This window comes from Bacillus sp. FSL K6-1000, from assembly GCF_038630785.1.
Classification (GTDB): Bacteria; Bacillota; Bacilli; order Bacillales; family Bacillaceae; genus Bacillus; species Bacillus safensis.
In genome coordinates this window covers 3,534,372-3,560,627 of record NZ_CP152042.1, presented here as the reverse complement: position 1 = coordinate 3,560,627, position 26,256 = coordinate 3,534,372, and the positions used below count along the sequence as shown (strand labels likewise).

Sequence of the window (26,256 nt, the reverse complement as noted above, 5' to 3'; positions counted from 1 at the left end):
GCGCAAACACCCCCTATGCCTTATCCTTCAAGTATGTCTACAGCTTCTTTTAACGTATCCTTTGACCCAACATTTCCCGGGAAAATCACATAAGACATGAAAGGGAATTTACTTTCTTCTCCTGTTTGCCAAACAGGGATCCCTGGTTTGATTTGACCTGCCACGGTCGCACGTCTCACGCTAAGTCCTCTTGTCCCAATATCGCTGGAGGTGATTCCGCCTTTGGCAATGAGATACTTAGGACGAATGGTGAGGCGCTGGACAATACTTGTCACAGCATCACTAATCTGTACAGAGAGCTTTAATTCTTCCTCTTGGCGATCATCCCCAAGATCAAGCCGTTCTCTTCTTGTATAAATAGCCACAGATTGACCTGCTACCAACAGTGCTTCAGTTTGCTGAATGACACGGTCAATTTCTTTGCGAAAGGCATCAGGCTCTAACACGAGGTGGGTATTAAATTCAATAAAAGCCATCTCTTTATTTTGCTCAAGCGCTTTTAATTGTTCTGTTGTTTTTTTCACATGAGAACCGATCATAATGAGACCACCATGAGGGCTTTCTTCTTGTATCAAGTCACCTCTTGTTAATAAGGCCTGATCCCCTATACCGCCAAGTACTTTTGTGAGCGCGGCCGCACTTCTGAACATCAGCTGCTGTCCTGCTTGAATGGCTTCAATGAGAGCGGTGACAAAGACTTTGACATCGTCATAGTCCACTGCGTTTACAACCACCTTTTTGAAATCCTTCACACCCATGATCTGTTGTTTGATTTGATCGATGCGTAAAGCCCGCAGATCAGCTAACGAAATGTAGGTTGTGTTCTCTTTTGTGAACAATCCCTCTGACTTTTCTTCAATCCATTCTCCTAGATGAGAGGATTGAAAGCCGAATGTACGGTCTCTTGCAAATTCTGTATCACCAGCAGGAATTAATTCGTGTCCTTCCTGTACGTAATGAGTATTGTCGATCGTAAAGCGTCCGCCTTCTTGGAAAAAAGGAAGAAGGATTTCTCCATCGAACTGGCGGGAGCTTTGCTGTTCAATGGTCGTTTTGAGTACTTCAGTTTCAAGCGGAAAGTGTCCGCGAAGAGTAGAATCTCCTCGGCTGACAATGATGAATTCCTGATTAAGCCGTTCAGCCACCTTTACAATGGTTGCAGCAATGGTTTCGTGCGCAGCGGCAGTTTCTTTCTCTGTCATACTGCGAGAATTGGTCAGTATAAAGAACATGCGGCTGTCTTCAAGAAAACCAGCCTCAATGCTTTCTTCTGACCAATCGGTGAAAACAGAGACGCCATGTACGGTTTGAATCCCTGTTGGATCATCGTCTAATACAATGACTTTATGCTGAAAGCTGCTCAGTGCTTGTTCGTATGCTGATTGAATGGCCTTTGAATCTGCTTTTGGAATGGCATTCAATATGTCAGTACTTTGCTTCATGACCATCTCATCCTTTCTTTACTTCGACATGAGCCATTTTTTCGTAATATTGAACGATGCCGCCATGATCAAGCCCAGATTTTCCGTCTGCTTTGAGGGCGTGGAAGATTTCAAGCAGCTGGCTAGAAAGGGGAAGAGGAACACCGATATCATGAGCAGTTTCCATGACATTGGTTAAATCCTTCAAGTTGATGTCGATGCGTCCGCCAGGTTCAAAATTTCGTTCTAAGATGAGAGGAACTTTTGCATCGAGAACGGCACTTCCTGCCAGTCCGCCGCGGATGGCTTCATACATCTTATCAATGGCAATGCCTGATTTAGCGGCTAGAACGAGCGCCTCGGACATGGCCGCAATATTTAAATTGACGATGATTTGATTGGCTAGCTTCGCTGTTGTGCCGCTACCATTTGCCCCAACTAATACGACCTCAGTGCCCATCGCAAGCAGGACATCCTTCACTTGCTCAAAGATGGATTCTTCGCCGCCAGCCATGATGGCAAGTGTTCCGTCTATTGCCTTCGGTTCTCCGCCGCTGACAGGTGCATCGATAAATTCCACCTGCTGCTGTTTGGCAAGAGCAGCTAAAGCCCTGGAGGTTACAGGAGAAATTGAGCTCATATCTACGATGACAGTGCCAGGTGCGGCTGTCGTTAAAATGCCATGATCACCTGAAACGACTGCCTCTACATGCTCTCCTTTAGGAAGCATTGTGATGATGATATCGCTTTCAGAAGCTGCCTCAGCTGCTGAAACAGCACCCTTTGCTCCGGCTTTCTGTAACGATCGAATCGCTTCCTCATTTAGGTCAAAAACCGTTAAAGTATGACCGGCTTTTAATAGATTGAGTGCCATCGGTTTTCCCATAATACCTAGTCCAATAAATCCAATCTTCTTTGTCACGTTGTCCGCCTCCTATATAGAAAACCCTTACAAAAAGCGCTTTCTTTTCTTTTTGTTAGTATATATACTATCTTTTAAATTTAATAGTAGGAAATAAACTATTGTTCATTTAATGTACATGACGTGATAGGAACGTGTCAACGGAAAATATGAAAAAAGTCACAAAAAAAGACCGGAATCAGCTCCGGTCTTTTGTGTTCATGTTTTATTTTTAGCTACGGCTAATCGAGATCGTTTCACGTTTTCAATGGCATTTGATCCTAGCTCTAAAACAGCGGCGACGTATAGTACATCAATGATCACAAGCTGGTTGATACGGGAGATCATGGAGTCCGATCGATAGGTTGTCTCTCTGGAAGAGCTAAGCAGATGAAAATCAGATCGCTTTGCGAGCTCGGATTTCGGATAGCTGGTAATAGAGGCAATTTTTTCCCCTTTTTCTTTTGCAAACTGTACGGCGTCAAGAATTTCTCTGCTTTCTCCTGAATGGGAGATTGCGACGATAAAATCGTGTTCCGTGGCGTGTGTTGCAATCATATTCATCATATGCGGATCACTGCAGAGGCTCACTTCAAAACCAAGCTGCAGGAACTTATGATAAGCATCACCAGCAATAAAGCTGGACGCACCTGCTCCAAAAAAGACGGTTTTATGTGCCTGTTTCATGTGTTCAATGAATTGTGTGACGGCATGATCCTCTAAAATATGTTTCATATCTTGGATAGAGTTTGTTGTTAACTCTATGACCTTATGCTTAATGTCAGCTACACTATCGGATGCCTCGATCTCGCCGTATATGGATTGAGGCGTATTGGTCGCGATATCCTGTGCGACATGGACACGAAACACTTGATACGATTCATAGCCAATTTTTCTTAGAAAACGAAAGATCGTCGTTTCACTTGTGCTGCATTCAGCAGCGAGAGCACTAATGGAATGAAGCACAACTTTCTGAGGGTTTTGTAAGATGTAATTGGCAATCTTTTTCTGGGTTGGGGACAAACTATGGAATGTCGTCCGAATATGACTAAAAATATTCTCTTCTATGATAAACACCACACTTCATCTAGCATTCTATATTAAGCATACAGGAACTTATGAAAACGGTAAACAAACCAGATGTGGAAAAATGAAGAATAATATGGAAAAAATACTTCTTTTGGTTCTTTTGTCATGGTATACTCATTTGGTAATAGACAAAAATGGGGGTTTTTACTATGACAATGAAAAAAGGCCTAACGATCGGCCTGCTTATTTTCTCACTGATTGTTTCCTTGTTTGCGCCAGTTGGATCTGCGGATGCCAAACAAGCAAAAAAAGCAAAAGTAAGCACACACTATTATAAAAAGAAAAAAACGTTCAAATATGCACAGGTGAAAAACCTAAGCAAGGCGCATATGAAAACCATCAATCGTGATTTAAAAGAAGATATTGCTTTCTCTTATTCTACTTACTTGTTCTTAAAGGATGAAGCGAAAAAGGAAGGCTTTGGGAAGATCACGTACGAGAGATCGTTTCAAACGAAATTTAACAATGGGAAGAAACTAAGTATCTTAAACTATGACTACATGAATGATGGCAGCATGCACGGGGACACAATGGTTTCCAGCATGAACTATGTGTTAACAAAGAAAAAAACAAAGCAGCTGTTCTTGACTGACGTTGTGAAAACAAAGAAAAAGCGTACGAAAGTAAGAGATTATATTTATAACTACACAAAGAAACATAAAAGCAAATTCTATGCGAACCTGAAAAAAAGTGACATTGAAATCAACTACAACACACAGTATTACTTCACGAAAAAGGGAATTGCTGTTGTCTTCCAGCCATATGAAATTTCACCTTATTATGTTGGAATTCCTATGATTCAAGTTCCTGCGAAGGTATATAAATAAAAAGAAAAACGACCACTGAATCTGGTCGTTTTTTGCTGTTTATGCAAACAAAAAAGAGCCCCTCAAGAGGCTCTTTTATTTGGATTTATACTTGTTTAGGTGCTTCGTTTAGTGGGTGACGGCGTTTTCCGTTGTAGTGGCGGCGCATACGAAAGATTTCAAACTCCGAAAGCTCTGCGCTTTTTCTTTTTTGGGTGCGGTTATCTTTTTTGAAAGAGAATAGTAAGTAGCAGCAAAGTGAAGCGATAATCAATAAAATCATCATATGACATTCCTCCAATTCATCCTATTCTTTAAGTGTAGACAGGGTGAGTGATGTTTATAACTGAAAATAAGCAGCAGAATCGGTTTAGTCCTTAAGGTTCATTTGATCTGCTATTTTAGGTCTAAAATACTGGTTGTTTTTAACTATTATATTTCCAGTTATTTCACTCGTCAAGAAGAATTTTTTCTGGGGTTGTCTCTATTAGTACGAATAAGTGTCATAAAAGTTTCAGAAAATTGTAAACTTTTATTAAAAAACCGTTCCCGAACAGGAACGGTTGTAAACATGTCTATGCTTTTTCTTCAAATAAACGGGCAATTTCAACGATAACTTCGGTTGCTTTCACCATGTTTTCAACGGAAATAAATTCATATTTACCGTGGAAGTTTTCTCCGCCAGTAAAGATGTTTGGCGTTGGTAGACCTTTATATGAAAGCTGGGAGCCATCTGTGCCGCCGCGGATTGGTTCAATGACCGGTGTGACTGAGCGATTTTCCATAGCTTCATGAGCTATGTCCACAATATGTTTCACCGGCTCAATTTTTTCTCTCATATTATAATATTGATCCTGAATGCTGAGGGTGATGCTGTTTTCTCCGTAGGTGGCTTTTAAGTCATTTGCTATTTTTTCAAACAATGCCTTGCGATTGTTGAATTTCTCTTTATCAAAATCACGGATAATATATTGCAGCTCCGCCTCTTCTACTTCTCCTACAAATTTCGTCAGGTGGAAAAAGCCTTCGTAGCCTTCTGTATACTCCGGAGATTCGTCAGAAGGAAGTTTGTTGTGAAAGAGCATCCCGATTTTCGCAGCGCTGACCATTTTGTCCTTAGCTGTTCCTGGGTGGACGTTGTTTCCTTTAATGGATACTTTCGCACCTGCTGCGTTAAAGCTTTCATATTGCAGCTCGCCAAGCGGTCCGCCGTCAATTGTGTAAGCATAGGAAGCGCCAAAGGCATCAACATCAAACTTGTGCGGCCCTCTGCCAATCTCTTCATCTGGCGTAAAAGCGACGCGGATTTTTCCATGCTTAATGTCTGGGTGTTCAATTAGGTAATGCATAGCTGTCATAATTTCTGCGATACCAGCTTTGTTATCAGCACCAAGCAGGGTAGTGCCATCTGTTGTGATCAGCGTATGTCCTTGGTACTTTTGTAAATTTGGAAACTGTTGTGGAGATAAAACGATATGTAGATCTTCATTTAAGGTAATGTCGCCGCCTTGATAGTTCTCATGAAGCTGCGGTTTTACATTTTTGCCGGTGAAATCAGTGGCTGTGTCGATATGAGCCAAAAAGCCAATGGTCGGCACGTCTTTGTCTGTGTTAGACGGGATCGTTCCCATGACATAGCCGTTTTCATCCATTGTCACTTCTTGAATCCCAATGGACTTCATTTCTTCAACAAGCTGTCTCGCCAGATTCAATTGTCCTTCAGTAGATGGGCAAATTTCCTTTTCTGCATCTGACTGCGTATCTACCTTCACATAACTTGTGAAACGCTGAATCATTTCCTCTTTCATCTATACGTCACTCCTTTTGTAGAATACGTCCATTTTATCACGTCTTGAATGCGCTTCATAACAAGAAAGGCTTTCTCTGGCAATTAGAGAGTAAAAAGGCCTACTTTCATTAGGTGATGTGCTGAATGGTTCTTTAGGGTGATTTTTTTGGGTGTCTTTTTATTTATAATGAGGACATATAAAATCATCCATTTGTACGTTAAATTGGGAGAAAGGGGTGCGAAAGTTGGATTCTAGTCAAACGCTGGCACTCGCTCAAAAGTTTCAGGAAGCGGCTGATGAGATTCGGCAGTCAAAGCAGCTGCTGGAAAATCGGCTGAAGGCAGTAGGATCAGGCTGGCAGGGAGAAGCAAGAGATAAATTTGATCAAAGCTTTGAAGAAACAACGGCACGCTATGATCAATTTGAAAAGGATTTGCTTGAAACAAGTCAGGAACTGCGTGATGCAGCGGTCAAAATTGAGGAGCGTAAAGCTGAAATTGCCAGAATGGAAGAGCTTGAGCGAAAGAGACGAGAAGAACGGAGAGAAAGAAACAGAGAAGGGAGATGATGTGATGGCACGTGACATTGTGGTTGATCCAGATCAGCTGACAGGGTTGGCGAATGATTTTGTAGGCGAGCTGTCAGCCATTGAAACGAAGCACCGCGATTTACATAGTGAACTGGACGGGCTGATTTTAGGCTGCGATCCTCGGTATAGAAGCTGTTTTTCTGGTGTCGGGGATGCATGGGGAGCAGGACAAGCGTTAATCAGCAAATTGAGTAGCGATGATATTGCCATTCGTCATGCAACAGATAAAATGGTCGAAGCAGATGATATATTGCGGAAATTGTACAGCATCTATGATCAATATGGTACACTCACGAGCTTAGCAGGTATCGTGATGATGCAGGCGAAATATTACGGGCTTGGAATGACGACCTTCATTAAAGAAAATGGCCGATATGCAGCGCAGCATTCGAAGCTGCTGCTTGATCTGACCAGCCGGGTAGAAGGAACGAGATTTGACAGGTTAGCAAGGATTTGGCTGAGTAAAAAAGAATTATTAAAACGATCGAACTGGCCGATGGCTGACTTGGTCCATAAGAAATTCACAAAATTTTATCCTGACGATACAGTTGCGTTCACAAACAGTGTCCGTGATTTTACAAAAGGAAGTATTAATTGGAAGGACACAGCTGCGATCAAGTCTGTTCTGAAAAATGGTGCAAGGTTTGCGAAAGGGAATGCCATCATTGCAACAGTTGTCACTGGTGCAACAGAAACAGTGGGCTGTGGATTGAAAATTGCCGAGAACTATGCAGAATTCGGTGATCAGCCAGAAGTTCTTAAGCGTGAAAATGCAAAGGCTGTTGGAAATGCAGTGAACAATACGGTCTTTATCGCTGGCGGTTCTGTCGCAGGTGCCGTTGTCGGCGGCGCTCTAGGAAGCTTTGCAGGCCCGATTGGTACCGTTGTTGGCGGAGCCATTGGTTCAGCGGTAGGTGGATTTATTGGAGAAAAAGTCGCCAAGCTGACATCCGGTTTTGCTGAACAGATGGCAGTGAAATTAAAGGACCCGATTCATGCGGTCGTGGATAAAGGGAAAAAAGCATTCGAACTGGCGGGTCAAGGTGTGAAAGCTGTCAATGATACCATTGATCAGGCAAATCAGGTGATACATAAAGGGATAGAGAAAACAAAAGAAACCGCAGATTCGCTCATAAAGGGTGCAGGCGATTTCTTTAAGGGTGCATTTTCTTTTGGATAAGGAGAGATCAAGTTGGATCAGCTAAGTCTAAGTATTGAGGAACTCATCTTTAGTTTTTACAGTGAAGGCTATTTTGAACAAGGCATGTCCTTAAAGGAAGCGTATTATCCTGATGTTGAGGATGAGCGCCTTGGGTTTTTATTTGAAATTGCGTGCCGTTCTTTGCTCGCAAAAGGTGTACTGGAATTTCGAAACAGACAATACCGTTATAAAGCGGAATACCGTCATTTCATCCAGGCGATGAATGATGCCTCTTACACCGTCAAGGCGTCTAGATTTGGAGATTTAGATGAAGAAATCAGCACCTCCTTTCACACAACTCAGGCGGGTGTATATGCGCATCATACGCTTTATGATCAACAAGTGCATCAGATTCGTAAACTGAGCGGCGATCAGCAGGCAGAAGAGCAAGTGACAGCCTTTTTCAACATACAGATGAATGATCACCCTGAACCTGTCATCAGTCTCCAGGCGGAGGAATTTGAAATGCTGTTAGAGCAAGCAAGCGAAGCAAAAAATGAGTGGCCATCCTTTCTGAATCAAGCAGAGAATCAAGAGCTCGTGAAGGCATTTGTTTCTGATGTACAGACGAGAAAAGGAAAGATGGATTCCCTCATGAAGGTCGTCTATGACAAAAATAATACGCCTGATGTGGAGTCGATGATATTTGTCATTCCAGGTGAGAACCAATCGTGGCTTGTATCAGGAGTAAAAGAAAATCAATTTCGCATTGAGACGGCTCATCGAGACGGGTTCCGTTCTATATTCTAATGGAGAAAAGGAGAATGACGCTTGAATCCAAGTGAAGTAATAGAAGTAAGGAGCAGACCTTTTTTAAGAGTATGGGCATTCTTAGCAACGGGCGGCTTCGGTATCATCGGTATTTGGTTATTTTCAGAAGCTCTTACATTTGAATCGAACTATACATTGTTTTTATTTTTAGGCGGACTATTAGGTATTGTCTATGGCTGGATCTCCTTTTTGATGATTTTGCCTGCTTTTACGAAGAGGGGAAATGTGATTTTTCGGATTCAGCGTGGAGAGAATGGCGCTGTGCTGTACAGGGAGCGAACGATTCCTTTTCAAGATATTCAATCAATCGACATGCGCAGGCATCGGTACAGCATAAGAGGATTTCTTTTTATGGATGTGCTCATTCGGAAAGTAGATGGAAAATTGATCAGAATTCCGGCGTACAGCATTTTAGATGAAGAAGTATTTGAGCAGACCGTCAAACAGGAGATCTATCCATATTTACATCAGCCAGCCCAAGAAAATTGGAGACAGCAGCATGGCCAGGGAGAAGAGAAGACCGACTAAGCTGTTTTGTCAGAATTGTATAGGATGAGGCGCCACTTTTTCGAAAAAATCGTGTATGATGTCAGTAAAGACTGAACACTCGAAAGAGGTGATGAGATATGGATAAAGAGATGGTAATCGACCTCGTCACAGAACAAATGGCACGGATTCGAAAAGAAAAGGATTATACGCAGGATCGCATGGCGGAGGTACTTGGTCTATCGAAACGGCATTTACAGCAGGTTGAAAAAAACAGGCTGCGTCTCAATTGGACGCAATCCGCGGCCGTATGTGCATTATTCAGAGATAGTGACATTCTGAAAGGGACACTAGGGGATGACCCGCTTGAGATTTTGGAAGTTGTGGCACATGATGAATTACATCTATCAGTTGAGCGTACGATTGGCGGAAAGGTTTGGTGGAGGACGGCTGTCAAAAAAGGCACGTTTCGCCTTCAGCAAAATGTACTTAGTCAGCACTACCGCATCTTAGATGAGGAGAATTATCGCTATTATAGTTCTTTTAATAAAGAAGAAGCGAAGCGGCGGCTAGAGGAATTAAGCCAGCTGTCTTCTCCATATTGAGATTGGAAAGAGAGGCACCTGTTTGATAGGTGCCTCTCTTTTCTGTGTTTATACTTTTAGAGTGTTTTTCGCCCGAATAAAGGCAACAAGCTGTTTGATTTCTTCATCATTTAGGGGAACGCCGTCTACATGAATGGTTCCTTCTTTTGCTTCCGTCAGTTCAATTTTGATATCAGAGATTTTGCGTTGTATCTCTGGCTCGTCCGTTCTACCAAGTAAAAAATCAATGGACGTATCATACAAATCAGCCAGCAGCTTCACTGCTTCAAGCGAAGGTCGTCGGTACCCAGATTCGTAACCGGCATAGGTGCTTTTGGCGATACCTAGGCGATCTGCCGTATGCTGGAGAGACCATTTTTTCTTTTTTCTAAGAGTGGTTAAACGATCGAGTATCATACATGAACGCTCCTTTATTTACAACAACAGTATATCATATTTTGGCATAGAATGTACGCGTTATGCGTAACAATTTCTTGATTAATTCGCGTTATGTGACTATAATGGCAATGAAGGTACGCGTAAAGCGTATATTATAGAATAGCACAAGCTAGCTTATAATATGTGTGACAAACGAAGTAATTTTACGAAAGAGGTGGACCTGTTGAAGAAATTATTGCTTTTAACGACTGGTGGGACGATAGCATCTGTAGAGAGTGAAAATGGATTAGCTCCAGGTGTTAAAGCTGAGGATCTTTTGAGCTATTTAAACGAAATTAATGCAGAATATACAATGGACACAAAGTCCCTAATGAGTATAGATAGTACAAATATGCAGCCTGAATACTGGGTTGATATCGCAACAGCCATTTATGAGAATTATGATCAGTATGACGGGTTTGTCGTGACTCACGGAACCGATACAATGGCCTATACATCAGCAGCGCTGTCTTATATGCTGCAAAATCCTGATAAGCCGATCGTAATTACAGGTTCACAAATTCCGATTACTTTTAAGAAAACAGATGCGAAGAAAAACATCACAGATGCGATTCGTTTTGCATGTGACGGTGTTGGCGGCGTGTATGTCGTGTTTGATGGCAGAGTCATCCAAGGAACACGTGCGATCAAACTAAGAACGAAAAGCTATGATGCATTTGAAAGCATTAACTACCCATATATTGCATCAATTGAAAACCATCAAATTGAATACAATAGCAAAGTAAAAAGAACACCAATGAAACCGCTTAAATTAGATGCATCCTTGAACACAGATGTGTGTCTGTTAAAATTGCACCCAGGCCTTAAGCCTGAGTTTTTAGATGCAGTAAAAAGCATGTACAAAGGCGTTGTCATTGAAAGCTACGGCAGCGGCGGAATTCCTTTCGAAGGAAGAAACCTTTTAGAAAAGATCAACGAATTGCTGGAAGAAGGCATTTCTGTTGTCATCACCACTCAGTGTCTTGAAGAAGGCGAAGACATGAGTGTGTATGAGGTAGGACGCAAGATCAATCAAGAATTGGTGGCACGTTCAAGAAATATGAATACAGAAGCTATCGTGCCGAAACTGATGTGGGCACTAGGCAAAACAACAGATCCAAGAGAAGTCAAAAAGATTATGGAAACGCCAATCGCAGAAGATTTAGTGATTTAACTATTCTATAGAAAGCAGGTCATAAGAGATGGTTCAAGCAACTTATCGCTATGAGAAGGATTTTCTTGGTGAAAAAGAAATTCCAGCAGACGTGTATTATGGGGTTCAAACCCTTCGTGCGAAAGAGAATTTCCCGATTACAGGATATCGGATGCACGAGGAACTAATCAGAGCCTTTGCCATCGTGAAAAAAGCAGCAGCTCAAGCCAATATGGAAGTCGGACGTTTATATGAAGGAATTGGAAATGCCATCGTTCAAGCGTCTGACGAAGTCATTGAAGGCAAGCTTCACGAGTACTTTATTGTCGATCCAATTCAAGGCGGCGCAGGAACGTCCATGAATATGAATGCCAATGAAGTGATTGGAAACAGAGCGCTAGAAATCATGGGACATCAAAAGGGTGAATACATCCATTTAAGCCCAAACACACATGTGAATATGTCGCAATCAACAAATGACTCATTCCCAACGGCGATTCATATTGCTGTACTCAAGCAGTTAGACATTCTGCTTGAAACGATGCAAGCCATGCAGGACGTCTTCAAAAAGAAAGCAAAAGAATTCGATCATGTGATCAAAATGGGCCGTACGCACTTGCAGGATGCTGTTCCAATCCGTTTGGGACAGGAATTTGAAGCTTACAGCCGCGTGCTGAGCCGTGATATTAAGCGGATCAACCAATCGAAGCAGCATTTATATGAAGTCAATATGGGTGCGACAGCTGTTGGGACGGGCTTAAACGCAGATCCTCGTTATATTGAGATCGTGGTGAAAAAGCTCGCTGATATTTCTGGTCTTCCTCTTGTAGGGGCAGAGCATCTCGTGGATGCAACGCAAAATACAGATGCTTACACAGAAGTATCCGCCGCTTTAAAAGTATGTATGATGAACATGTCTAAGATTGCCAATGACCTTCGCTTAATGGCTTCTGGTCCGCGTGCAGGTCTTGCTGAAATTGCATTGCCAGCTCGTCAGCCTGGATCATCCATTATGCCTGGGAAAGTCAATCCAGTCATGGCAGAGCTCATTAACCAAATCGCATTCCAGGTCATTGGGAATGACCACACGATCTGTCTTGCTTCTGAAGCAGGCCAGCTTGAGTTAAATGTGATGGAGCCTGTTCTGGTCTTTAACTTGCTTCAGTCTATTAGTATAATGAATAACGGATTCCGCTCATTCACAGATCATTGCTTAGTGGACATTGAAGCAAATGAAATACGTTTGAAAGAATATGTAGAAAAAAGTGCAGGCGTAATCACTGCCGTGAACCCTCACTTAGGCTATGAAGCAGCTGCTAGAATTGCAAGAGAAGCCATTTTAACAGGTCAATCGATCAGAGATCTTTGCTTGCAGAACGATGTTTTAACGGAAGAAGAACTTGATATTATCTTAAATCCATTTGAGATGACAAAGCCTGGCATTGCGGGTGCAGAGCTCCTAGAGCGATAATATTATCAAAAATTTTATTTTATTAATATGTGGAATTGCCTGTGAAAAAGAGAAAAAACAGGCAATTCACTTTCTTTCGAATTGACACACTTTTTTCACAATATTTTGAAAACGCTTAACGCACGCACAAAGGGAGGAAACACAATGAAAACACCACGTCTACCATCTATTTTAGAAGTCGTAGCTGTACTTGGCTTGTTTTTAGCAATTGTTTTATCATTTACTCTTTACTTCAAATTAGATATTCAACTCGCATTGTTTATCTCATGGTTTATGGTTATTGCGTTGGGTATTCGATTGGGGCATTCTTATAAGGATCTTCAAAACGCCATTACAAAAGGGATATCGAATGGTTTAGAAGCTGTTTTAATTTTAATTGCAGTAGGTGCACTTGTAGGAACATGGATTGCTGGTGGAGTTGTACCAACGTTAATTTACTATGGACTGGAATTTATTCATCCTAATATATTCTTACTAGCTACACTGATTATCTGTTCCATTATGTCTGTTGCTACAGGAACATCATGGGGTACAGTTGGAACCGCAGGTATTGCCATGATTGCGATTGGTGAAGGTTTGGGAATTCCATTACCTATCGTGGCTGGTGCTGTTTTATCTGGAGCCTATTTTGGTGATAAATTATCTCCATTATCTGATAGTACTGTCCTTGCTTCCTCACTTTCAAAAGTGGACGTGCTCGCACATGTTCGAGCGATGATGGTCTTATCCATACCTGCCTTTGTCATAACTGCCATTATGTTTACCATTACCGGGTTTATGTATGGCGGAAAAAATATTGATCAAGGAAAAGTAGAGTTTTTGAAACAAGCACTGCAAGATACATTCACGATTAATATTTGGATGATCATTCCGGCGCTTATTGTTGTGCTATTACTTGTCTTGAAAAAACCTTCAATGCCTGTTATTGCGATTGGTGCGCTTCTTGGCGCAGTTTGGGCAATGGCATTCCAAGGGATGAATCCAGCCGATGCACTTGGTACAGCTTATAATGGTTTCTCTATTAATTCAGATGTAGAATTCTTAAATACGCTGTTAAACCGTGGCGGTATTGTGAATATGCTTGGATCTTTAGTGGTCATTATTCTCGGACTTGGTTTCGGTGGAGTATTAGAATATTTAGGCGTATTAAAAGTCATCGTTGCGACATTTGAGAAAAAATTACATAATGCAGGGAATGTAACGCTGTCTACACTCGTTGTTGCGTTCTTCGCCAATATCTTTGGCTGTGCGATGTATGTATCGTTAATCCTTACACCAAAAATTATGGAAAAGAGCTACGATAAATTAAAGTTAGACAGACGAGTTTTATCCAGAAACTCTGAGGTCGGTGGTACGCTTACTTCTGGTATGGTTCCATGGTCAGATAACGGTATTTACATGGCAGGAATTCTTGGCGTATCGACATTCTCTTATTTACCATTTATGTGGTTGAGCTTTGTCGCCATTGGTCTTGCGATCATTTACGGATATACGGGCAAATTCATTTGGTACGTGAAAGATCAACAAGAAAGAGAAGAATCGGCCTCATAAGCCTTTGCAAAAGCCGCTCCTGCACGGGGCGGCTTTGTTTGTCCTAGGACCGAGAGACTATATGTGACATATAGCAAACGAACAGGAATTTAGACCTCCTATAAAAGAGGTCGAAAGGGGGAGTGTGAAGCAGAGTGAAAGCATATTTATCCCATAAAAAGGGCACAAATCCCTATTCAAACATGAGTCTTTGAACCTTATAATAACAATATTGGAAAAAGTGCTATTCACCTTACGCTCGTTTAGAGGGACTCTAAGCAGCGTTTTTATTTTGACAGGAGGAGGAACCCATATGAGCTTATCGGATATGCTGTCTGCCCTTAACGGTGGCATTTCAAATAAAAAAGCAGAAATTGAAGAGAAAATCGCTCGGCTCAAAAAGGCGAAAAGCAAGGTTGAACGTGAACAAGATGCGGCAGAAACAGATTTAAAGCAAATCAAGCAGCCAAAGCTTGGGACCTCTTGGAAAGGTGAGCGAAGCCAGGATTTCAAAACAGACCGAAATGAAGCACATGATGCGCTGCAAACGATCGTGAACGATAAATACCCACGCTATGTGAGCCGTATCGAATTCAAAATCAGTACATTAGAAGCAGAACAAGCTGCGTTATCCTTTGCCAGTTCCTTAGCTGGAGACGCCGCACGCCTTGCTGAAAAAGGAGAAGACGCAGTAGAGGACGCAAAACGCTTGATCTCAAAAGCATGGAGCAGCTTGTAAACAAGCTTCATGCTGAACAAATCTGGAGGATATCAATGGGACAAATTAAGTTAAACTACCAAACAGTCATGGATAAACTAGATGAAGTCTCCCAAGCAGTCGAAGCTTTAGCGATGAAAAAGGCAGCAGATAAAGCGGGTGAAAACAGCCTTGAATTTGTAACCAAGTGGACGGCACGTGAAGCAGAGGTAAGCGAAATGGTTTCAAGCTTTAAAGAAGCCCTAATCAAAAACGTTCAGGATACACGTTCTAACGTGAAAACATTAAAAGAACAAGACGAAGCGATTGCTGCAAAATAACCAGCACAATCGCTTTTATTTATGGATATCATTTACATGAAGTAATTGTAGTTATAAAGACTCATATAAAATTCAGGGTGTAAGACCTTGTATTATTCCGTTTTTCTTCCAAACGCGTCGCTAAAAGGACACCTTTTCCCTATTTAAGCCTGAGGCTTTTCACCTTATACTATACTTAATGAAAGCAGAACGATAGAAATGTCAGGATTGGAAAAATCAAGTGAGTCGATGGTTTCCAAAGGTGCTCACGCCGTGCTTTCGTATGAGGTCAGATAGAGGTGGATGACATGAGTTTATCCGAGATGCTGCACCATCTGCATATGGGAATTGAGAACAAACGTGCAGAATTTGACGAAATGATCTCTCGGTTAAAGACAGCCAAAAGCAATATTCGAACAGAACAAGATCTTGCCCAGTCAGATATCAAAGAAATCAAGAAGCCTGCTCTAGATTCGTCATGGAAAGGCGAGAGAGGAACCGACTTTCATCGCCACCGAAAAGACGCTTACAGCGTGATGCACGACATCGTCAACGATGAATATGAAAAATATATAACAGAGATTGACCAAAAAATCTTACACTTTGAATTGAAAAAAATGGAGCTGGCCGTTGCCAGTAATTTTGCAGGAAGAGCTCAGGACGTGATGGAAAAGGGCGAGGATTTTGCAAAGGACGTTAAACATTTGATTGAACGGGGCTGGAAAGCTCTTTAAAACCATAAACGAAACAGCCGTCTCATAAAAGGGCGGCTGTTTTTTTGTTTAGTCACATCCACCACCGCCGCTATCACCTGAATCACTCCCGCAGGAGGCGTCAGAAGCGTGATGGGTATACGAATCAGTATATGTACTTGTCGTTGAATTATGATGTGCAGAACGCTTAGCAGATGCACGTTTATCCTTTGGTGTGAACAAGCTGGCAATGATGGCTCCTAAAAAAGCTAATATGATAATGACAACAAACATAAAAGTACCCATAATGCATCCCTCCTCTAGTTTCATATTCATACGAATGAGCCATATCCAGGTTCCCGGTTTGAAAGAAAAACTGGGCAAAGAGTTCTATTTTCGTTTATGATGATAGGCAAAAGTAAATGCCAAGGGAGGAGAGCCCATGCTATCTCTACGTCAGGAGGAGCTTCTGAAAAGATTGATGCAAGCGGAGCAGGAACTGACAAGTGAAGAAATTGCCCGTGTGATCGGAGTCACATCACGAACCATCCGCACAGATATGAAAGCGCTTAAAGTGATCTTAGAAGAACATGGTGCCGCACTACATATTAAACGCGGGGCAGGCTATACATTGAGCGTTGAAGATTATGGGGCATTTCGTACATTTTTGAAAAAATCACTGAGAGAAAGAAATGAGAAAAAGGAACAGTCCATTCCCAATCAGCCTGAGGACCGCGTGGCTTATCTATTGAAAAGGCTGCTTCTGTCAGAAGAATATATCAAATTAGAGGGATTGGCAGAGGAATTATTTGTGAGTGAATCCACAGTGAAAAATGATTTAAAAGCTGTCAGGCATTTGTTTTCATTGCATGGACTTTCTATATCGCACCGCCCTAAATATGGACTGCGTCTGACAGGCGATGAAATGAAATTAAGATATTGTATGGCAGAGCATGTATTTCAGCAGGATCAAGCGCACTCTACACTGTTACCTGAAGAAACGTATCAACTGATTCAGGACATCGTGCGTTCACGTACAAAAGCCACCGGGCTTCATTTATCAGAAATCGGTTTAAGTAATTTAGTGACCCATATTGCCATCGCATGCAAACGAATAGAAGAAAAAAAGCTGGTTCAGATGCCAGAAGCGGAATTGAGAGAAATTCAAGTGCAGCCAGTTTTCCAAATAGCTCAACAAATGACAGAAGATATTCGCCGCGTATTAGCGATTGATTTTCCGTTATCTGAAATGGCGTACATCGCAATTCACTTAATGGGGGCAAAGATGATGGCATATGGAGAGGCTGGCCATACGCTATTTCATCTGCTGGACGAAGATCATTTTTGTTTCACTCACCAATTGCTTGCTTATGTGGAGGAGCATATGTCACTTGATATTCAGTTTGATAAGGAGCTGATCGTTGGTTTAAGTCTTCATTTGCGTTCCGCCATTCATCGTTTTAGATACGATATGAATATTCGAAATCCCTATTTACCAGACATTAAAAGGCACTATCCCATTGCGTTTGAGGCGGGTGTTTATATGGGCAGGTGGCTGAAGGAAAAAGAGGGTGTTGAGATTCCTGAGGATGAAATCGGATATTTGGCACTTCATATTGGAGCTGCAATCGAGCGGACAAAAACACAGCATGTGAGAAAGACATGTCTTATTGTGTGTGCGACGGGTGTCGCCAGCAGTCAGCTTCTTCTTCATAAGCTCACGGCGGCATTTAGCGGAAGACTGGAGATCGCTGGAACTGCAAGTGTGGGGGAACTTCCTTCGTATGATTTGAAAAGCATTGATTTTATTATTAGTACCATTCCGCTTCAGAATACATTGCCTGTGCCAGTAATTGATGTACATACGATTCTAAGTGATGATGATATTGTCCGGCTGAAACGATTTGTGCAAAATTCACAGGATACAGGGGTTTTGCGGTATGTGAGTCCGGCGATGACATTTTTTCAGCAAGACCTTCAATCAAGGGAAGAGGTTCTTCAATTTTTCGTGAACGTGTTAAAGGAGCAGCATCGAATCCCAGACGAGTTTGAACAATTATTGCTAGAAAGAGAGCAAGTGTCACCCACCTCTTTCGGTCATTTGGTTGCGATTCCTCATCCAATTAAGCCGGCAACAGACGATACGTTTTGTGCAATCTGTACGTTAAAAAAGCCGGTGTTGTGGGGAGAAGATCGAGTACAAGTCGTTTGCTTATTAAGCATCCAGAAGACGTATCAAAAAGAATTACAGTCGCTTTATCAATTTCTTGTGCGGCTGACAGAACGGAAGGAAGTGGTGGAACAGCTCATCAAAGCCTCTTCATTTGAAGAACTGACAGCAGCACTTCAAGTATTGGAGCAGCCAAATGAAAAAACGCGACACCCATTTCCGCATCTGTGAGGAAAAAGATTAGATGTTAATGAAAGCGCTTTTAAAATAACATCAAAAAGGAGGATGATCACGAGTTTGTGCAAAGGGGGAGACGGATCATGAGCTTCAAGGAGAAAGCGGCAGATGTCATGGGGCATGTGGCTTATCGCATCACCAATCAGAAATATATTATGGCGATTAAACAGGCATTTGTCACACTGATGCCGATCATCATTACAGGAGCTTTTGCTGTACTGGTGGCGAATATGATCATGAGCCCGGAAACAGGGCTTGCTCATTTTGAGATATTCAGGTTTTTAGCAGAGCTTCAGCCTATTATGAAGGCAATCAATTATGCCACGCTGAACTTTTTAACCATTGGGGCTGTGTTTCTCATTGGGATTGAGCTTGGGAAAATCAACGGGCACAAGTCGCTGTTCCCAGGATTGATGGCGTTGATTTCATTTATATCCGTTATTCCAACGACACTTCTTCTTGAAGTTGATGGATCGATGCGTGAGGTTGTAGACGTGTTGGCAAGACAATTTTCCGATCCAAAAAGCTTATTTTTAGGGATGATCATTGCGATCGTATCTGTGGAAATCTTTTGTAAGCTGACTGAGGTGAAATGGCTGCAAATCAAGATGCCAGATTCGGTTCCGTCGAATGTGGCAACGTCTTTTTCATCACTTTTTCCTTCTATCATTACAATTACGATCATTAGTTCATTCGGGTTTGCATTTCATCGTGTGACAGGCATTTATTTGCATGAAGCAGTGTATAACGTTGTGCAGCGTCCGCTAGAAAGTGTTGTGCAGGGGCTGCCAGGGATTTTAACGTTGATGTTTGTGGCACAATTTTTCTGGGTGATCGGCATCCATGGTAACCAGATGATTAAGCCGATCCGGGAGCCGCTCTTATTAGGATCAATTGCAGTGAATATGACTGCATTTCAAGAGGGAAAAGAGATCCCGAATATTATCACGATGCCGTTTTGGGATGTGTATATGAGCATCGGCGGTTCAGGTGTGACCATTGGTCTTTTGATTGCGATTTTTATTGCTGGGAGAAGGGAAGAGATGCGAAGCATTGCCAAGCTCTCATCAGGACCCGGACTGTTCAACATCAATGAACCCGTTATTTTTGGATTACCCGTCATGCTAAACCCTGTGATGGCGATCCCATTTATCGTCACACCGCTTGTGACAGGTACGATTGGTTATATTGCGACGGCTACAGGATTCGCTGGAAAAGCGGTCGTGATGGTGCCGTGGACGACACCGCCGCTTGTGAATGCATGGCTGTCAACCGCTGGCAGCATGGGAGCCGTCATCACACAGCTTATCTGCATTGTGGTTGCTGTTTTCATCTATTTACCGTTTGTTCTCTTGTCTAACCGCAAGCCAGAAGCAGCACCAGATTCAGAATAAACATTCAGACAAAGAAAAGGGAGGCGGCAACATGAACAGCATTGAGATTCCAAGAGATTTTATCCTAGGTGCTGCGGCTTCTGCATGGCAGACGGAGGGCTGGAAGGGAAAGCGGGCGCATCAGGACTCGTACATCGATTTATGGTATAAGGAAGGGTATCACGTATGGCACGAAGGCTATGGGCCGGCTGGTGCAACGAATTTTTACGAGCGCTATCCTGAGGATGTAGCCTTAATGAAAGAGATTGGGCTGACACATTACAGGACATCGATCAATTGGTCGAGATTTCTCATAGATTACGAGAATGGGATAGTGGATGAGGCCTACGCTCGTTACATTGATGATCTGATCAATGAATTAATCGCAGCAGGTGTAGAACCGATGTTTTGCTTAGAGCATTATGAGCTTCCTGCCGTTTTGCTTGAGAAGTACGGCGGATGGTCATCAAAGCATGTCGTTGATCTGTTTGTTCTCTATGCAGAAAAAGTGTTTGAGCGCTACGGAGACCGGGTCAAGCATTGGTTTAGTTTTAATGAACCGATTGTTGTCCAGACACGCGTTTATCTAGATGCTATCCGATATCCGTATGAGCAAAATACGAAGAAATGGATGCAGTGGAACTATCATAAAGCACTGGCAACAGCAAAAGTGGTGAAGCTGTTTCAGGAGATGGGTTTGAAGGAATCGACAGGAGCCAAAATTGGGGTGATTCTCAATCCAGAAGTGACGTATGCAAGATCGTCTGCTCCGCATGACCAAGAAGCGGCACGTATGTATGATTTGTTTTTTAATCGAGTGTTCTTAGATCCTTCCATCAAAGGGGAGTATCCAGAGGAACTGATCGATGTGTTGAAAAAGCATGATATTCTTTTCGATTCCACAGAGGAAGAGCTTCAAATCATCAAGAATCATACGGTAGATGTCGTCGGACTTAACTTGTACTATCCGCATCGTGTCAAGGCGCCGAGTAAGGCTTGGAACGAAGGGACGCCTTTTCATCCATCCTATTATTACGATATGTTTGAGCTTCCAGGGAGAAAAATGAATCCTTTCAGAGGCTGGGAAATCTACCCGAAGATTGTCTACGATATGGGGATGAGGATAAAAGAAGAATACGGAAATATTGAGTGGTTTGTGGCCGAAAATGGCATGGGTGTAGAAAAGGAAGAACGGTTTAAAAAAGAAGACGGTATCATTGATGACCAGTATCGCATTTCATTTATCAGCCAGCATTTGAAGCGGGCACTTCAAGCGAAAGCAGAAGGATCAAATTGCACGGGCTATATGCTTTGGGCATTTACAGACAATGTCTCACCGATGAATGCCTTTAAAAATCGCTACGGCTTAGTCGAAATCCAGCTGGAAAATGAACGAAATCGACAGCTGAAAGCATCTGCGTATTGGTACCAGACATTAATCAAAACTAGGGGACTGACAGTTGAAACAGAAGTCATTTATCAATAGGAGTGATGGGATATGAAACGAATCATTCTCGCTTGTGCAGCAGGAATGTCGACGTCCATTGTGGTGTCGAAAATGAAGGCCGCCGCAGAAGCTAAAGGGCTGGATTACTATATTTATGCTATACCTGAAGGAGCCATTGCGGATGAACTAGAAGAGCATGGAGAGGATGTAAAGGCGATTTTACTTGGACCGCAAGTAAGTTTTATGAAAAAAGCAGCAGAAAAAACAGCGGCACCTTATCAAATCCCTGTCGATGTCGTCAATGTGAGGTTATACGGAACAGCAAACGGAGAAAAAATCCTAGATCATGCACTGAAACTAGCAAATGAATCTTGAGTAATTGGAGGAGAAGCAGATGACGGTATTAGAGGAAATGCAGGGAGCAGCCTTTCAAATCATTGCCCATGCTGGCGAGGCAAGAAGTCATTATGTAGAAGCGATTCGTCTAGCAAGAGCTGATGATTTTGAAAAAGCGCAGCAGTTGATCGAAAAAGGGGAGGAAGCGTTTCGAAGCATCCACAACCTGCACTTGTCGCTGATTCAAAAAGAAGCGGCAGGTGAACAGCTTCCGTTTTCTTTACTGCTGATACACGCAGAAGATCAAATGCTCACAACAGAGACCATTCATCTGCTCGCCATCGAGATGATCGAAATGTGTAAAAAAATGAATACCCTGTCAAAATAGATATCAATGAATAACCAATTTCTGTTATAATCATTCGGTAGATAAAGAGAAAGCAGGATTGGTGAATGAAGAAAACATGTATGCTGATGACGGTTGGTCTTATGCTGCTGCTCATTTCTGGCTGTATGGGAATGAAGGAGCAGGCGGAAGGAAGCCAGCAAGTCGTCAAAGATGAAAAGGGTCCATTACAAACAAAAGATATGCATCAGAAAAAAGAAACGACAGTGATAAAGACACAAAACTGGATGAAGCAAAAGGAGCCGGTCGAGCTTCCAATTTTGATGTATCACAGTATTTCAAGCGGCAACTCGTTACGTGTGCCAAAGAGCGAATTTGCATCTCATATGAAATGGCTGAAGGACAACGACTATGTCACACTGTCGCCAGAAGAGGCGTACCGCGTTTTCACAACAAATTCGATGCCAAGTAAGAAGAGTGTCCTCATTACATTTGATGATGGATATACGGATAACTATACAAAGGCATTTCCGATTTTAAAACAGCATGGAATGAAAGCAACGATTTTCATGATTGAGCAATCCATTGGCCGTCCGAATCACTTAACGGATGAGCAAATGGATGAGATGATCGCACATGGGATCTCGATTGAGAGTCATACGATTCATCATTTAGAGCTCAATCAATTATCAAAGCAGCAGCAGGAAGAGGAGTTAAAAGGATCAAAGACATTCTTTGATCAGCGATTTTCTCAGCGTACGAGAATGGTCAGCTATCCTGTCGGGCGCTATAATGAAGAGACGTTGAAGCTGGCGAAGGAAGCCGGATACCAAATGGCTGTTACCACTGAACCAGGACATGCGAAGAAGGAACAAGGCATGATGTCCTTGCACCGCATCCGCATTTCACCGGGACTTTCACCAGAAAGCTTTGGCAGGCTGGTTGAAGCGAAGTAACGATCAATGTTTCACATGAAACATTTTACGACAAGTTTCATCAAAATGAATCATGATATATCTTGGTCTCAAATGTCATGACAAGAGACACTTAGATGGACAGAACTTTCATGACCATGGGAGTTCTGTTTTTGAAAAAAATACTGCATTCAAACACTACATCTTATGAAACACCTCAAAGAAAATCTTCAAGTATCAAGCCCACCAATGAAGAAACAATCAAATTTGTTGAGCATCACAAAAAACTGAAGAAACACTACATTGAAAAACCAATTGAGAACAGAAAGGGAGAGGGAAATATGTCAAACTTTGTTGGAATCGACCATGTTCAACTAGCTGCCCCAAAAGGCAGTGAAGAGAAAGCTCGCTTGTTTTTTGGTGAAATTTTAGGGATGAAAGAAATACCTAAGCCTAGTAATTTAGCTAAACGAGGAGGTGTCTGGTTCCAATGCGGTCATCATCAGCTTCACATTGGCATTCAGGAACATTTTCAAGCTGCAAAGAAAGCTCATCCAGCTTTTCTTGTAAAGAGCCTATCAGAATTAAAAGAGGTATTATTGAAGCATCAGATTAGTATAAAAGAAGATGAGCCATTGGAGGGAGCCAATCGGTTTTATGTAGAAGATCCATTTGGGAATCGAATTGAGTTTTTAGAGAGAAGAGACTAGAAGACAAAAATAAGGCTGTCGAGGAAATCTCGACAGCCTATTTGTTATTGATAAACGGGATAGCCCGTCATTTTGATATCTTTCCCGAGTGGTTCCACGGCGAGTTGATCCAGTTCAATGGCATCACTCATGAGGCGTATGCCTTCGCCTCCGAAAAAGGAAGGGGAAAGTCGTCCGCCAATGAGTTTAGGCGCCATATAGATGACCAATTTATCTACAAGCTGCTGTTCTAAGAAAGAGGCGTTAATCTGGCCGCCGCCTTCAATCATGAGGGAGGAGATATTTTTTTCTCCCAGCACTTGAAGCACTTCCTGCAGGGGAACCCGCGTGTCGCTGTCAGTCATAAAGACACGGACGCCAGCTTCTTCTAAAGCCGCTCGTTTTTCCTCATCGGCTTGCTTTGTTGTAAAAATCCATGTAGGTGCCATCTGATCTGTGACGATCTTTGCTGTCAGTGGTGTAGACAGCTTAGAGTCTAAAACAATTCGAATCGGATTGTTTCCATTTGGAATCCGCGCAGTTAATGAAGGATCATCGTGAATGACAGTTTGAGCACCGACCAAAATCGCATCATTGATACTGCGGATATGGTGAGCATCATAACGGGATGTCTCAGATGTAATCCACTTGCTGTCAGACGTGGCAGAGGCGATTTTCCCATCTAAGGTAATGCCCGCTTTGAGCGTCACGAAAGGTGTTTTTTTCGTAATAAAGTGATTAAATACTTCATTCATCAGTATGGATTCTTGTTCAAGTACGCCCGTGATAACTTGGATGCCCGCGTCTTGTAAAATGGCAATCCCGCGGCCAGCGACAAGTGGATTCGGATCAAGAGCCGCGACGACAACGGTTTCGACGCCGGCTTTCACAAGTGCTTCGGCACAAGGGCCTGTGCGCCCATGGTGGGAACAAGGCTCAAGGGTCACATAAATCGTGGCTCCTTTTGCCTTGTCTCCAGCCATGTTAAGTGCATGAATTTCAGCATGCGGTTCACCGGCTTTCATATGAGCGCCGACTCCAACAATCTCATTCTCTCGCACAATCACAGCCCCGACGAGCGGATTCGGAGATGTCTGACCTTTCATTGCTCGTGCATTATCAAGGGCTAGCTTCATATATCGCTCATGATGTGGCAATCGTACGCACCTCTTGCTCCGCCTTCATGTGACCTGAGCGGTTGATTTTTGTCTGCAAGTATTTCTCGTTAAATTCAGAGACATCTCCCCAAAGCGGAATGCGTCCAGAAAGAGATAAACCTGCATGGCTGATCGCATCTGTCTTTTTCGGGTTATTGGTAATGAGTCTGACCGGCTTTGTACGAAGTGTTTGAAGAACGGCAATGGCTTCTTCGTATTGACGTGTGTCATCTTCAAAACCAAGTGCTTCATTCGCTTCTACTGTATCATAGCCGTTTTCTTGAAGAATATAAGCCATGGCTTTACTGAAAAGACCAATGCCGCGGCCTTCATGATTGGCTAAGTAAAACAGGGCTCCTGCTCCATTGTCCTCAATCATTCGCATAGACTGCTTCAATTGGAATCCACAGTCGCAGCGCTTGCTTCCGAAAATATCGCCAGTGTGGCAAATGGAATGCATACGGATAAGAGCTTCGTCAGCGTGCTCGAAATCCCCATACACAAGAACGCTTGACTGCTGATGATCAGCCAGCTGGCGGGACGAAAGGCTTTCAATTAAAGCTTCATCTGACAGTGGCTCTTTTCCATCGTCTTTTAACCATGAATACCAGTTAAACATCACGGTTCTGCCGTCTAAATTCACTGGCAGTTTAATGGGTCCAGTGATATAGATATACCCGTCTTCTTGCTGTACTCGTTTGATTTTATCTTTTAATATGGCTGTTTTAAGCTCTGTGTGTTTGTCCATATTCTGCACCTTCTTTTTAGTCTGTTTCTTCAATCTGTAAACGAACGAGAACGCCAAATGGATCAACAAATTCGCTGCTTTTTCCTGTCGTGTTGACTTGAGTGCCTGCTTTTGTCAGACGTTCGACGACGGATTGTCTGTCTGCTTCTTCTGGGAAAACCAGTGTATAGCTTCTAATTCCTGAAAAACGTGGATCAATGGCTCCTTTTCGTCCGCGTCCCCATGCATTAAAGGCAAGGTGGTGGTGGTACACACCAGCGGCGATAAATACGCTTGCTGGTGGAGCCATTCGGATATGAAAACCGAGCGTATTGACATAAAAGGAATCCGCTTCTTCTGGGTTGAGATGGAAATGCAAGTGTCCCATCACTGTACCGGCAGGGAGTCCTTCCCATGTGGTATCAGAAGCTTCTTGCAGGAGTCCATCTCCATCAAGCGGTGCATTTCCGCCACCTTTCAGTTCTCCATGCTCACCGACCCAAATGTCCTGAGGACGGTCAGCATAAATTTCTACGCCAATGCCGTCAGGATCACTTAAATAAATGGCTTCACTGAAAAAGTGATCGCTTGCTCCAATTAAAGGATAGCCTTTTTTGATTACATGTGCCAGCCATGTGCCCAGGTTTTTTCTGGTAGGTAATAAAACAGCAAAATGATAAAGTCCTGGCTCATGATCAGGCTTTTCTTTCAGTTGTGCATCTTCTTTTAACAAAAGAATCGGTTCCTTTGCATTGCTGCCAAGTGTCACCGTGGAATCTGTCTTTTCTAATATAGAAAATCCTAAAATGTCTGTATAAAAAGGTAAAGAACGATCAAAGCTGGACACATGTAATTCTGTTACACCCAGCCTTAGCTGCTCAATTGTCTTCAAGCTCGGTCATCTCCTTCATGATATATGCA

General features: G+C 42.6%; 29 protein-coding genes. 19 read left to right on the top strand and 10 right to left on the bottom strand.

Annotated elements, in window-relative coordinates:
- Positions 1-20 precede the first annotated feature (20 nt).
- The 3 genes from MHI46_RS18545 to MHI46_RS18535 form a co-directional block, all read right to left on the bottom strand.
- Entirely contained in the window at positions 21-1,442 is a 1,422-nt protein-coding gene (locus tag MHI46_RS18545; protein ID WP_342503009.1) for a four-carbon acid sugar kinase family protein, read from the bottom strand.
- A 7-nt stretch (positions 1,443-1,449) separates the two neighbouring features.
- Entirely contained in the window at positions 1,450-2,343 is an 894-nt protein-coding gene (gene garR, locus MHI46_RS18540; protein WP_058838435.1) for a 2-hydroxy-3-oxopropionate reductase, read from the bottom strand.
- A 198-nt stretch (positions 2,344-2,541) separates the two neighbouring features.
- A complete protein-coding gene (locus tag MHI46_RS18535) occupies positions 2,542-3,399 on the bottom strand; it encodes a MurR/RpiR family transcriptional regulator (protein WP_342503008.1) in 858 nt (285 codons plus the stop codon).
- Positions 3,400-3,560: 161 nt separating this feature from the next.
- Between MHI46_RS18535 and MHI46_RS18530 the strand changes: the two genes are divergently transcribed.
- Positions 3,561-4,238, top strand: a complete 678-nt coding sequence (locus MHI46_RS18530; RefSeq protein ID WP_151284925.1) for a DUF3298 and DUF4163 domain-containing protein — start codon at positions 3,561-3,563, stop codon at positions 4,236-4,238.
- An 85-nt stretch (positions 4,239-4,323) separates the two neighbouring features.
- On the opposite strand, the gene MHI46_RS18525 is transcribed toward MHI46_RS18530, so the two are convergent.
- Positions 4,324-4,503 (bottom strand): hypothetical protein, encoded by a 180-nt coding sequence (locus tag MHI46_RS18525; protein ID WP_039182574.1) that lies wholly within the window; start codon positions 4,501-4,503, stop codon positions 4,324-4,326.
- Positions 4,504-4,792: 289 nt separating this feature from the next.
- Complete coding sequence (pepT, locus tag MHI46_RS18520; protein ID WP_151284924.1) at positions 4,793-6,025, bottom strand: peptidase T; 1,233 nt, start codon at positions 6,023-6,025, stop codon at positions 4,793-4,795.
- Between the two features lie 226 nt (positions 6,026-6,251).
- Here pepT and MHI46_RS18515 point away from each other — a divergent pair, with 226 nt between their 5' ends.
- The 5 genes from MHI46_RS18515 to MHI46_RS18495 all read left to right on the top strand — a co-directional run bounded on the left by MHI46_RS18515 (position 6,252) and on the right by MHI46_RS18495 (position 9,659).
- The gene (locus MHI46_RS18515; RefSeq protein WP_024427532.1) at positions 6,252-6,575 is read left to right on the top strand and encodes a WXG100 family type VII secretion target; all 324 of its coding nucleotides are present in this window, start codon (positions 6,252-6,254) and stop codon (positions 6,573-6,575) included.
- Positions 6,576-6,579: 4 nt separating this feature from the next.
- Complete coding sequence (locus MHI46_RS18510) at positions 6,580-7,776, top strand: glycine zipper domain-containing protein (protein WP_024427531.1); 1,197 nt, start codon at positions 6,580-6,582, stop codon at positions 7,774-7,776.
- 12 nt (positions 7,777-7,788) lie between these two features.
- Positions 7,789-8,547 carry a hypothetical protein gene (locus tag MHI46_RS18505; RefSeq protein WP_058838436.1) on the top strand — a complete coding sequence of 253 codons (759 nt, stop codon included), beginning with the start codon at positions 7,789-7,791 and terminating at the stop codon, positions 8,545-8,547.
- A 21-nt stretch (positions 8,548-8,568) separates the two neighbouring features.
- Positions 8,569-9,096, top strand: coding sequence for a YfjD family protein (locus MHI46_RS18500; RefSeq protein ID WP_342503007.1), 528 nt, complete (start codon positions 8,569-8,571; stop codon positions 9,094-9,096).
- A gap of 98 nt (positions 9,097-9,194) precedes the next feature.
- Positions 9,195-9,659 carry a helix-turn-helix transcriptional regulator gene (locus MHI46_RS18495; protein WP_039182560.1) on the top strand — a complete coding sequence of 155 codons (465 nt, stop codon included), beginning with the start codon at positions 9,195-9,197 and terminating at the stop codon, positions 9,657-9,659.
- A 48-nt stretch (positions 9,660-9,707) separates the two neighbouring features.
- Here the strand turns inward: MHI46_RS18495 and MHI46_RS18490 are convergent, their stop codons facing one another.
- A complete protein-coding gene (locus MHI46_RS18490) occupies positions 9,708-10,055 on the bottom strand; it encodes a helix-turn-helix transcriptional regulator (protein WP_039182556.1) in 348 nt (115 codons plus the stop codon).
- A gap of 205 nt (positions 10,056-10,260) precedes the next feature.
- On the opposite strand from MHI46_RS18490, the gene MHI46_RS18485 reads away from it, so the two are divergent.
- The 6 genes from MHI46_RS18485 (at position 10,261) to MHI46_RS18460 (ending at position 15,981) form a co-directional block, all read left to right on the top strand.
- Positions 10,261-11,250 carry an asparaginase gene (locus MHI46_RS18485; RefSeq protein WP_024427527.1) on the top strand — a complete coding sequence of 330 codons (990 nt, stop codon included), beginning with the start codon at positions 10,261-10,263 and terminating at the stop codon, positions 11,248-11,250.
- A 28-nt stretch (positions 11,251-11,278) separates the two neighbouring features.
- A complete protein-coding gene (gene aspA / locus MHI46_RS18480; protein ID WP_039182553.1) occupies positions 11,279-12,700 on the top strand; it encodes an aspartate ammonia-lyase in 1,422 nt (473 codons plus the stop codon).
- Positions 12,701-12,844: 144 nt separating this feature from the next.
- Positions 12,845-14,251, top strand: coding sequence for a Na+/H+ antiporter NhaC (nhaC, locus tag MHI46_RS18475; RefSeq protein ID WP_058838438.1), 1,407 nt, complete (start codon positions 12,845-12,847; stop codon positions 14,249-14,251).
- A 292-nt stretch (positions 14,252-14,543) separates the two neighbouring features.
- Entirely contained in the window at positions 14,544-14,969 is a 426-nt protein-coding gene (locus MHI46_RS18470; RefSeq protein WP_041118256.1) for a DUF5082 family protein, read from the top strand.
- 35 nt (positions 14,970-15,004) lie between these two features.
- Positions 15,005-15,268, top strand: a complete 264-nt coding sequence (locus tag MHI46_RS18465; protein ID WP_024423905.1) for a YwqI/YxiC family protein — start codon at positions 15,005-15,007, stop codon at positions 15,266-15,268.
- A gap of 287 nt (positions 15,269-15,555) precedes the next feature.
- Positions 15,556-15,981: a DUF5082 family protein gene (locus tag MHI46_RS18460; protein ID WP_039182541.1), complete on the top strand. Its 426-nt coding sequence runs from the start codon at positions 15,556-15,558 to the stop codon at positions 15,979-15,981.
- 48 nt (positions 15,982-16,029) lie between these two features.
- Here the strand turns inward: MHI46_RS18460 and MHI46_RS18455 are convergent, their stop codons facing one another.
- A complete protein-coding gene (locus tag MHI46_RS18455; protein WP_231746887.1) occupies positions 16,030-16,245 on the bottom strand; it encodes a hypothetical protein in 216 nt (71 codons plus the stop codon).
- A 136-nt stretch (positions 16,246-16,381) separates the two neighbouring features.
- Between MHI46_RS18455 and MHI46_RS18450 the strand changes: the two genes are divergently transcribed.
- From MHI46_RS18450 to MHI46_RS18420, 7 genes are all read left to right on the top strand, one after another.
- Complete coding sequence (locus tag MHI46_RS18450) at positions 16,382-18,340, top strand: BglG family transcription antiterminator (RefSeq protein WP_126682504.1); 1,959 nt, start codon at positions 16,382-16,384, stop codon at positions 18,338-18,340.
- 89 nt (positions 18,341-18,429) lie between these two features.
- A complete protein-coding gene (locus MHI46_RS18445) occupies positions 18,430-19,740 on the top strand; it encodes a PTS transporter subunit EIIC (RefSeq protein ID WP_039182533.1) in 1,311 nt (436 codons plus the stop codon).
- A 31-nt stretch (positions 19,741-19,771) separates the two neighbouring features.
- A complete protein-coding gene (locus tag MHI46_RS18440; protein ID WP_059377281.1) occupies positions 19,772-21,205 on the top strand; it encodes a glycoside hydrolase family 1 protein in 1,434 nt (477 codons plus the stop codon).
- Between the two features lie 12 nt (positions 21,206-21,217).
- Entirely contained in the window at positions 21,218-21,541 is a 324-nt protein-coding gene (locus MHI46_RS18435; protein ID WP_047202937.1) for a PTS sugar transporter subunit IIB, read from the top strand.
- A gap of 19 nt (positions 21,542-21,560) precedes the next feature.
- Complete coding sequence (locus MHI46_RS18430; protein WP_024423898.1) at positions 21,561-21,890, top strand: PTS lactose/cellobiose transporter subunit IIA; 330 nt, start codon at positions 21,561-21,563, stop codon at positions 21,888-21,890.
- 65 nt (positions 21,891-21,955) lie between these two features.
- On the top strand, positions 21,956-22,804 hold the full coding sequence (locus tag MHI46_RS18425; RefSeq protein ID WP_059377278.1) for a polysaccharide deacetylase family protein: 849 nt from the start codon (positions 21,956-21,958) through the stop codon (positions 22,802-22,804).
- Positions 22,805-23,103: 299 nt separating this feature from the next.
- The gene (locus MHI46_RS18420) at positions 23,104-23,472 is read left to right on the top strand and encodes a VOC family protein (protein ID WP_039183384.1); all 369 of its coding nucleotides are present in this window, start codon (positions 23,104-23,106) and stop codon (positions 23,470-23,472) included.
- A gap of 44 nt (positions 23,473-23,516) precedes the next feature.
- On the opposite strand, the gene ribD is transcribed toward MHI46_RS18420, so the two are convergent.
- From ribD to MHI46_RS18405, 3 genes are read right to left on the bottom strand one after another with little or no spacing between them, the layout of a single operon-like run.
- Complete coding sequence (gene ribD / locus MHI46_RS18415; RefSeq protein ID WP_041087597.1) at positions 23,517-24,608, bottom strand: bifunctional diaminohydroxyphosphoribosylaminopyrimidine deaminase/5-amino-6-(5-phosphoribosylamino)uracil reductase RibD; 1,092 nt, start codon at positions 24,606-24,608, stop codon at positions 23,517-23,519.
- Positions 24,595-25,356, bottom strand: a complete 762-nt coding sequence (locus MHI46_RS18410) for a GTP cyclohydrolase II (protein WP_024427515.1) — start codon at positions 25,354-25,356, stop codon at positions 24,595-24,597. The genes ribD and MHI46_RS18410 overlap by 14 nt, the downstream gene beginning before the upstream one ends.
- A 16-nt stretch (positions 25,357-25,372) precedes the next feature.
- Complete coding sequence (locus MHI46_RS18405; RefSeq protein WP_144468103.1) at positions 25,373-26,227, bottom strand: VOC family protein; 855 nt, start codon at positions 26,225-26,227, stop codon at positions 25,373-25,375.
- Positions 26,228-26,256 lie beyond the last annotated feature (29 nt).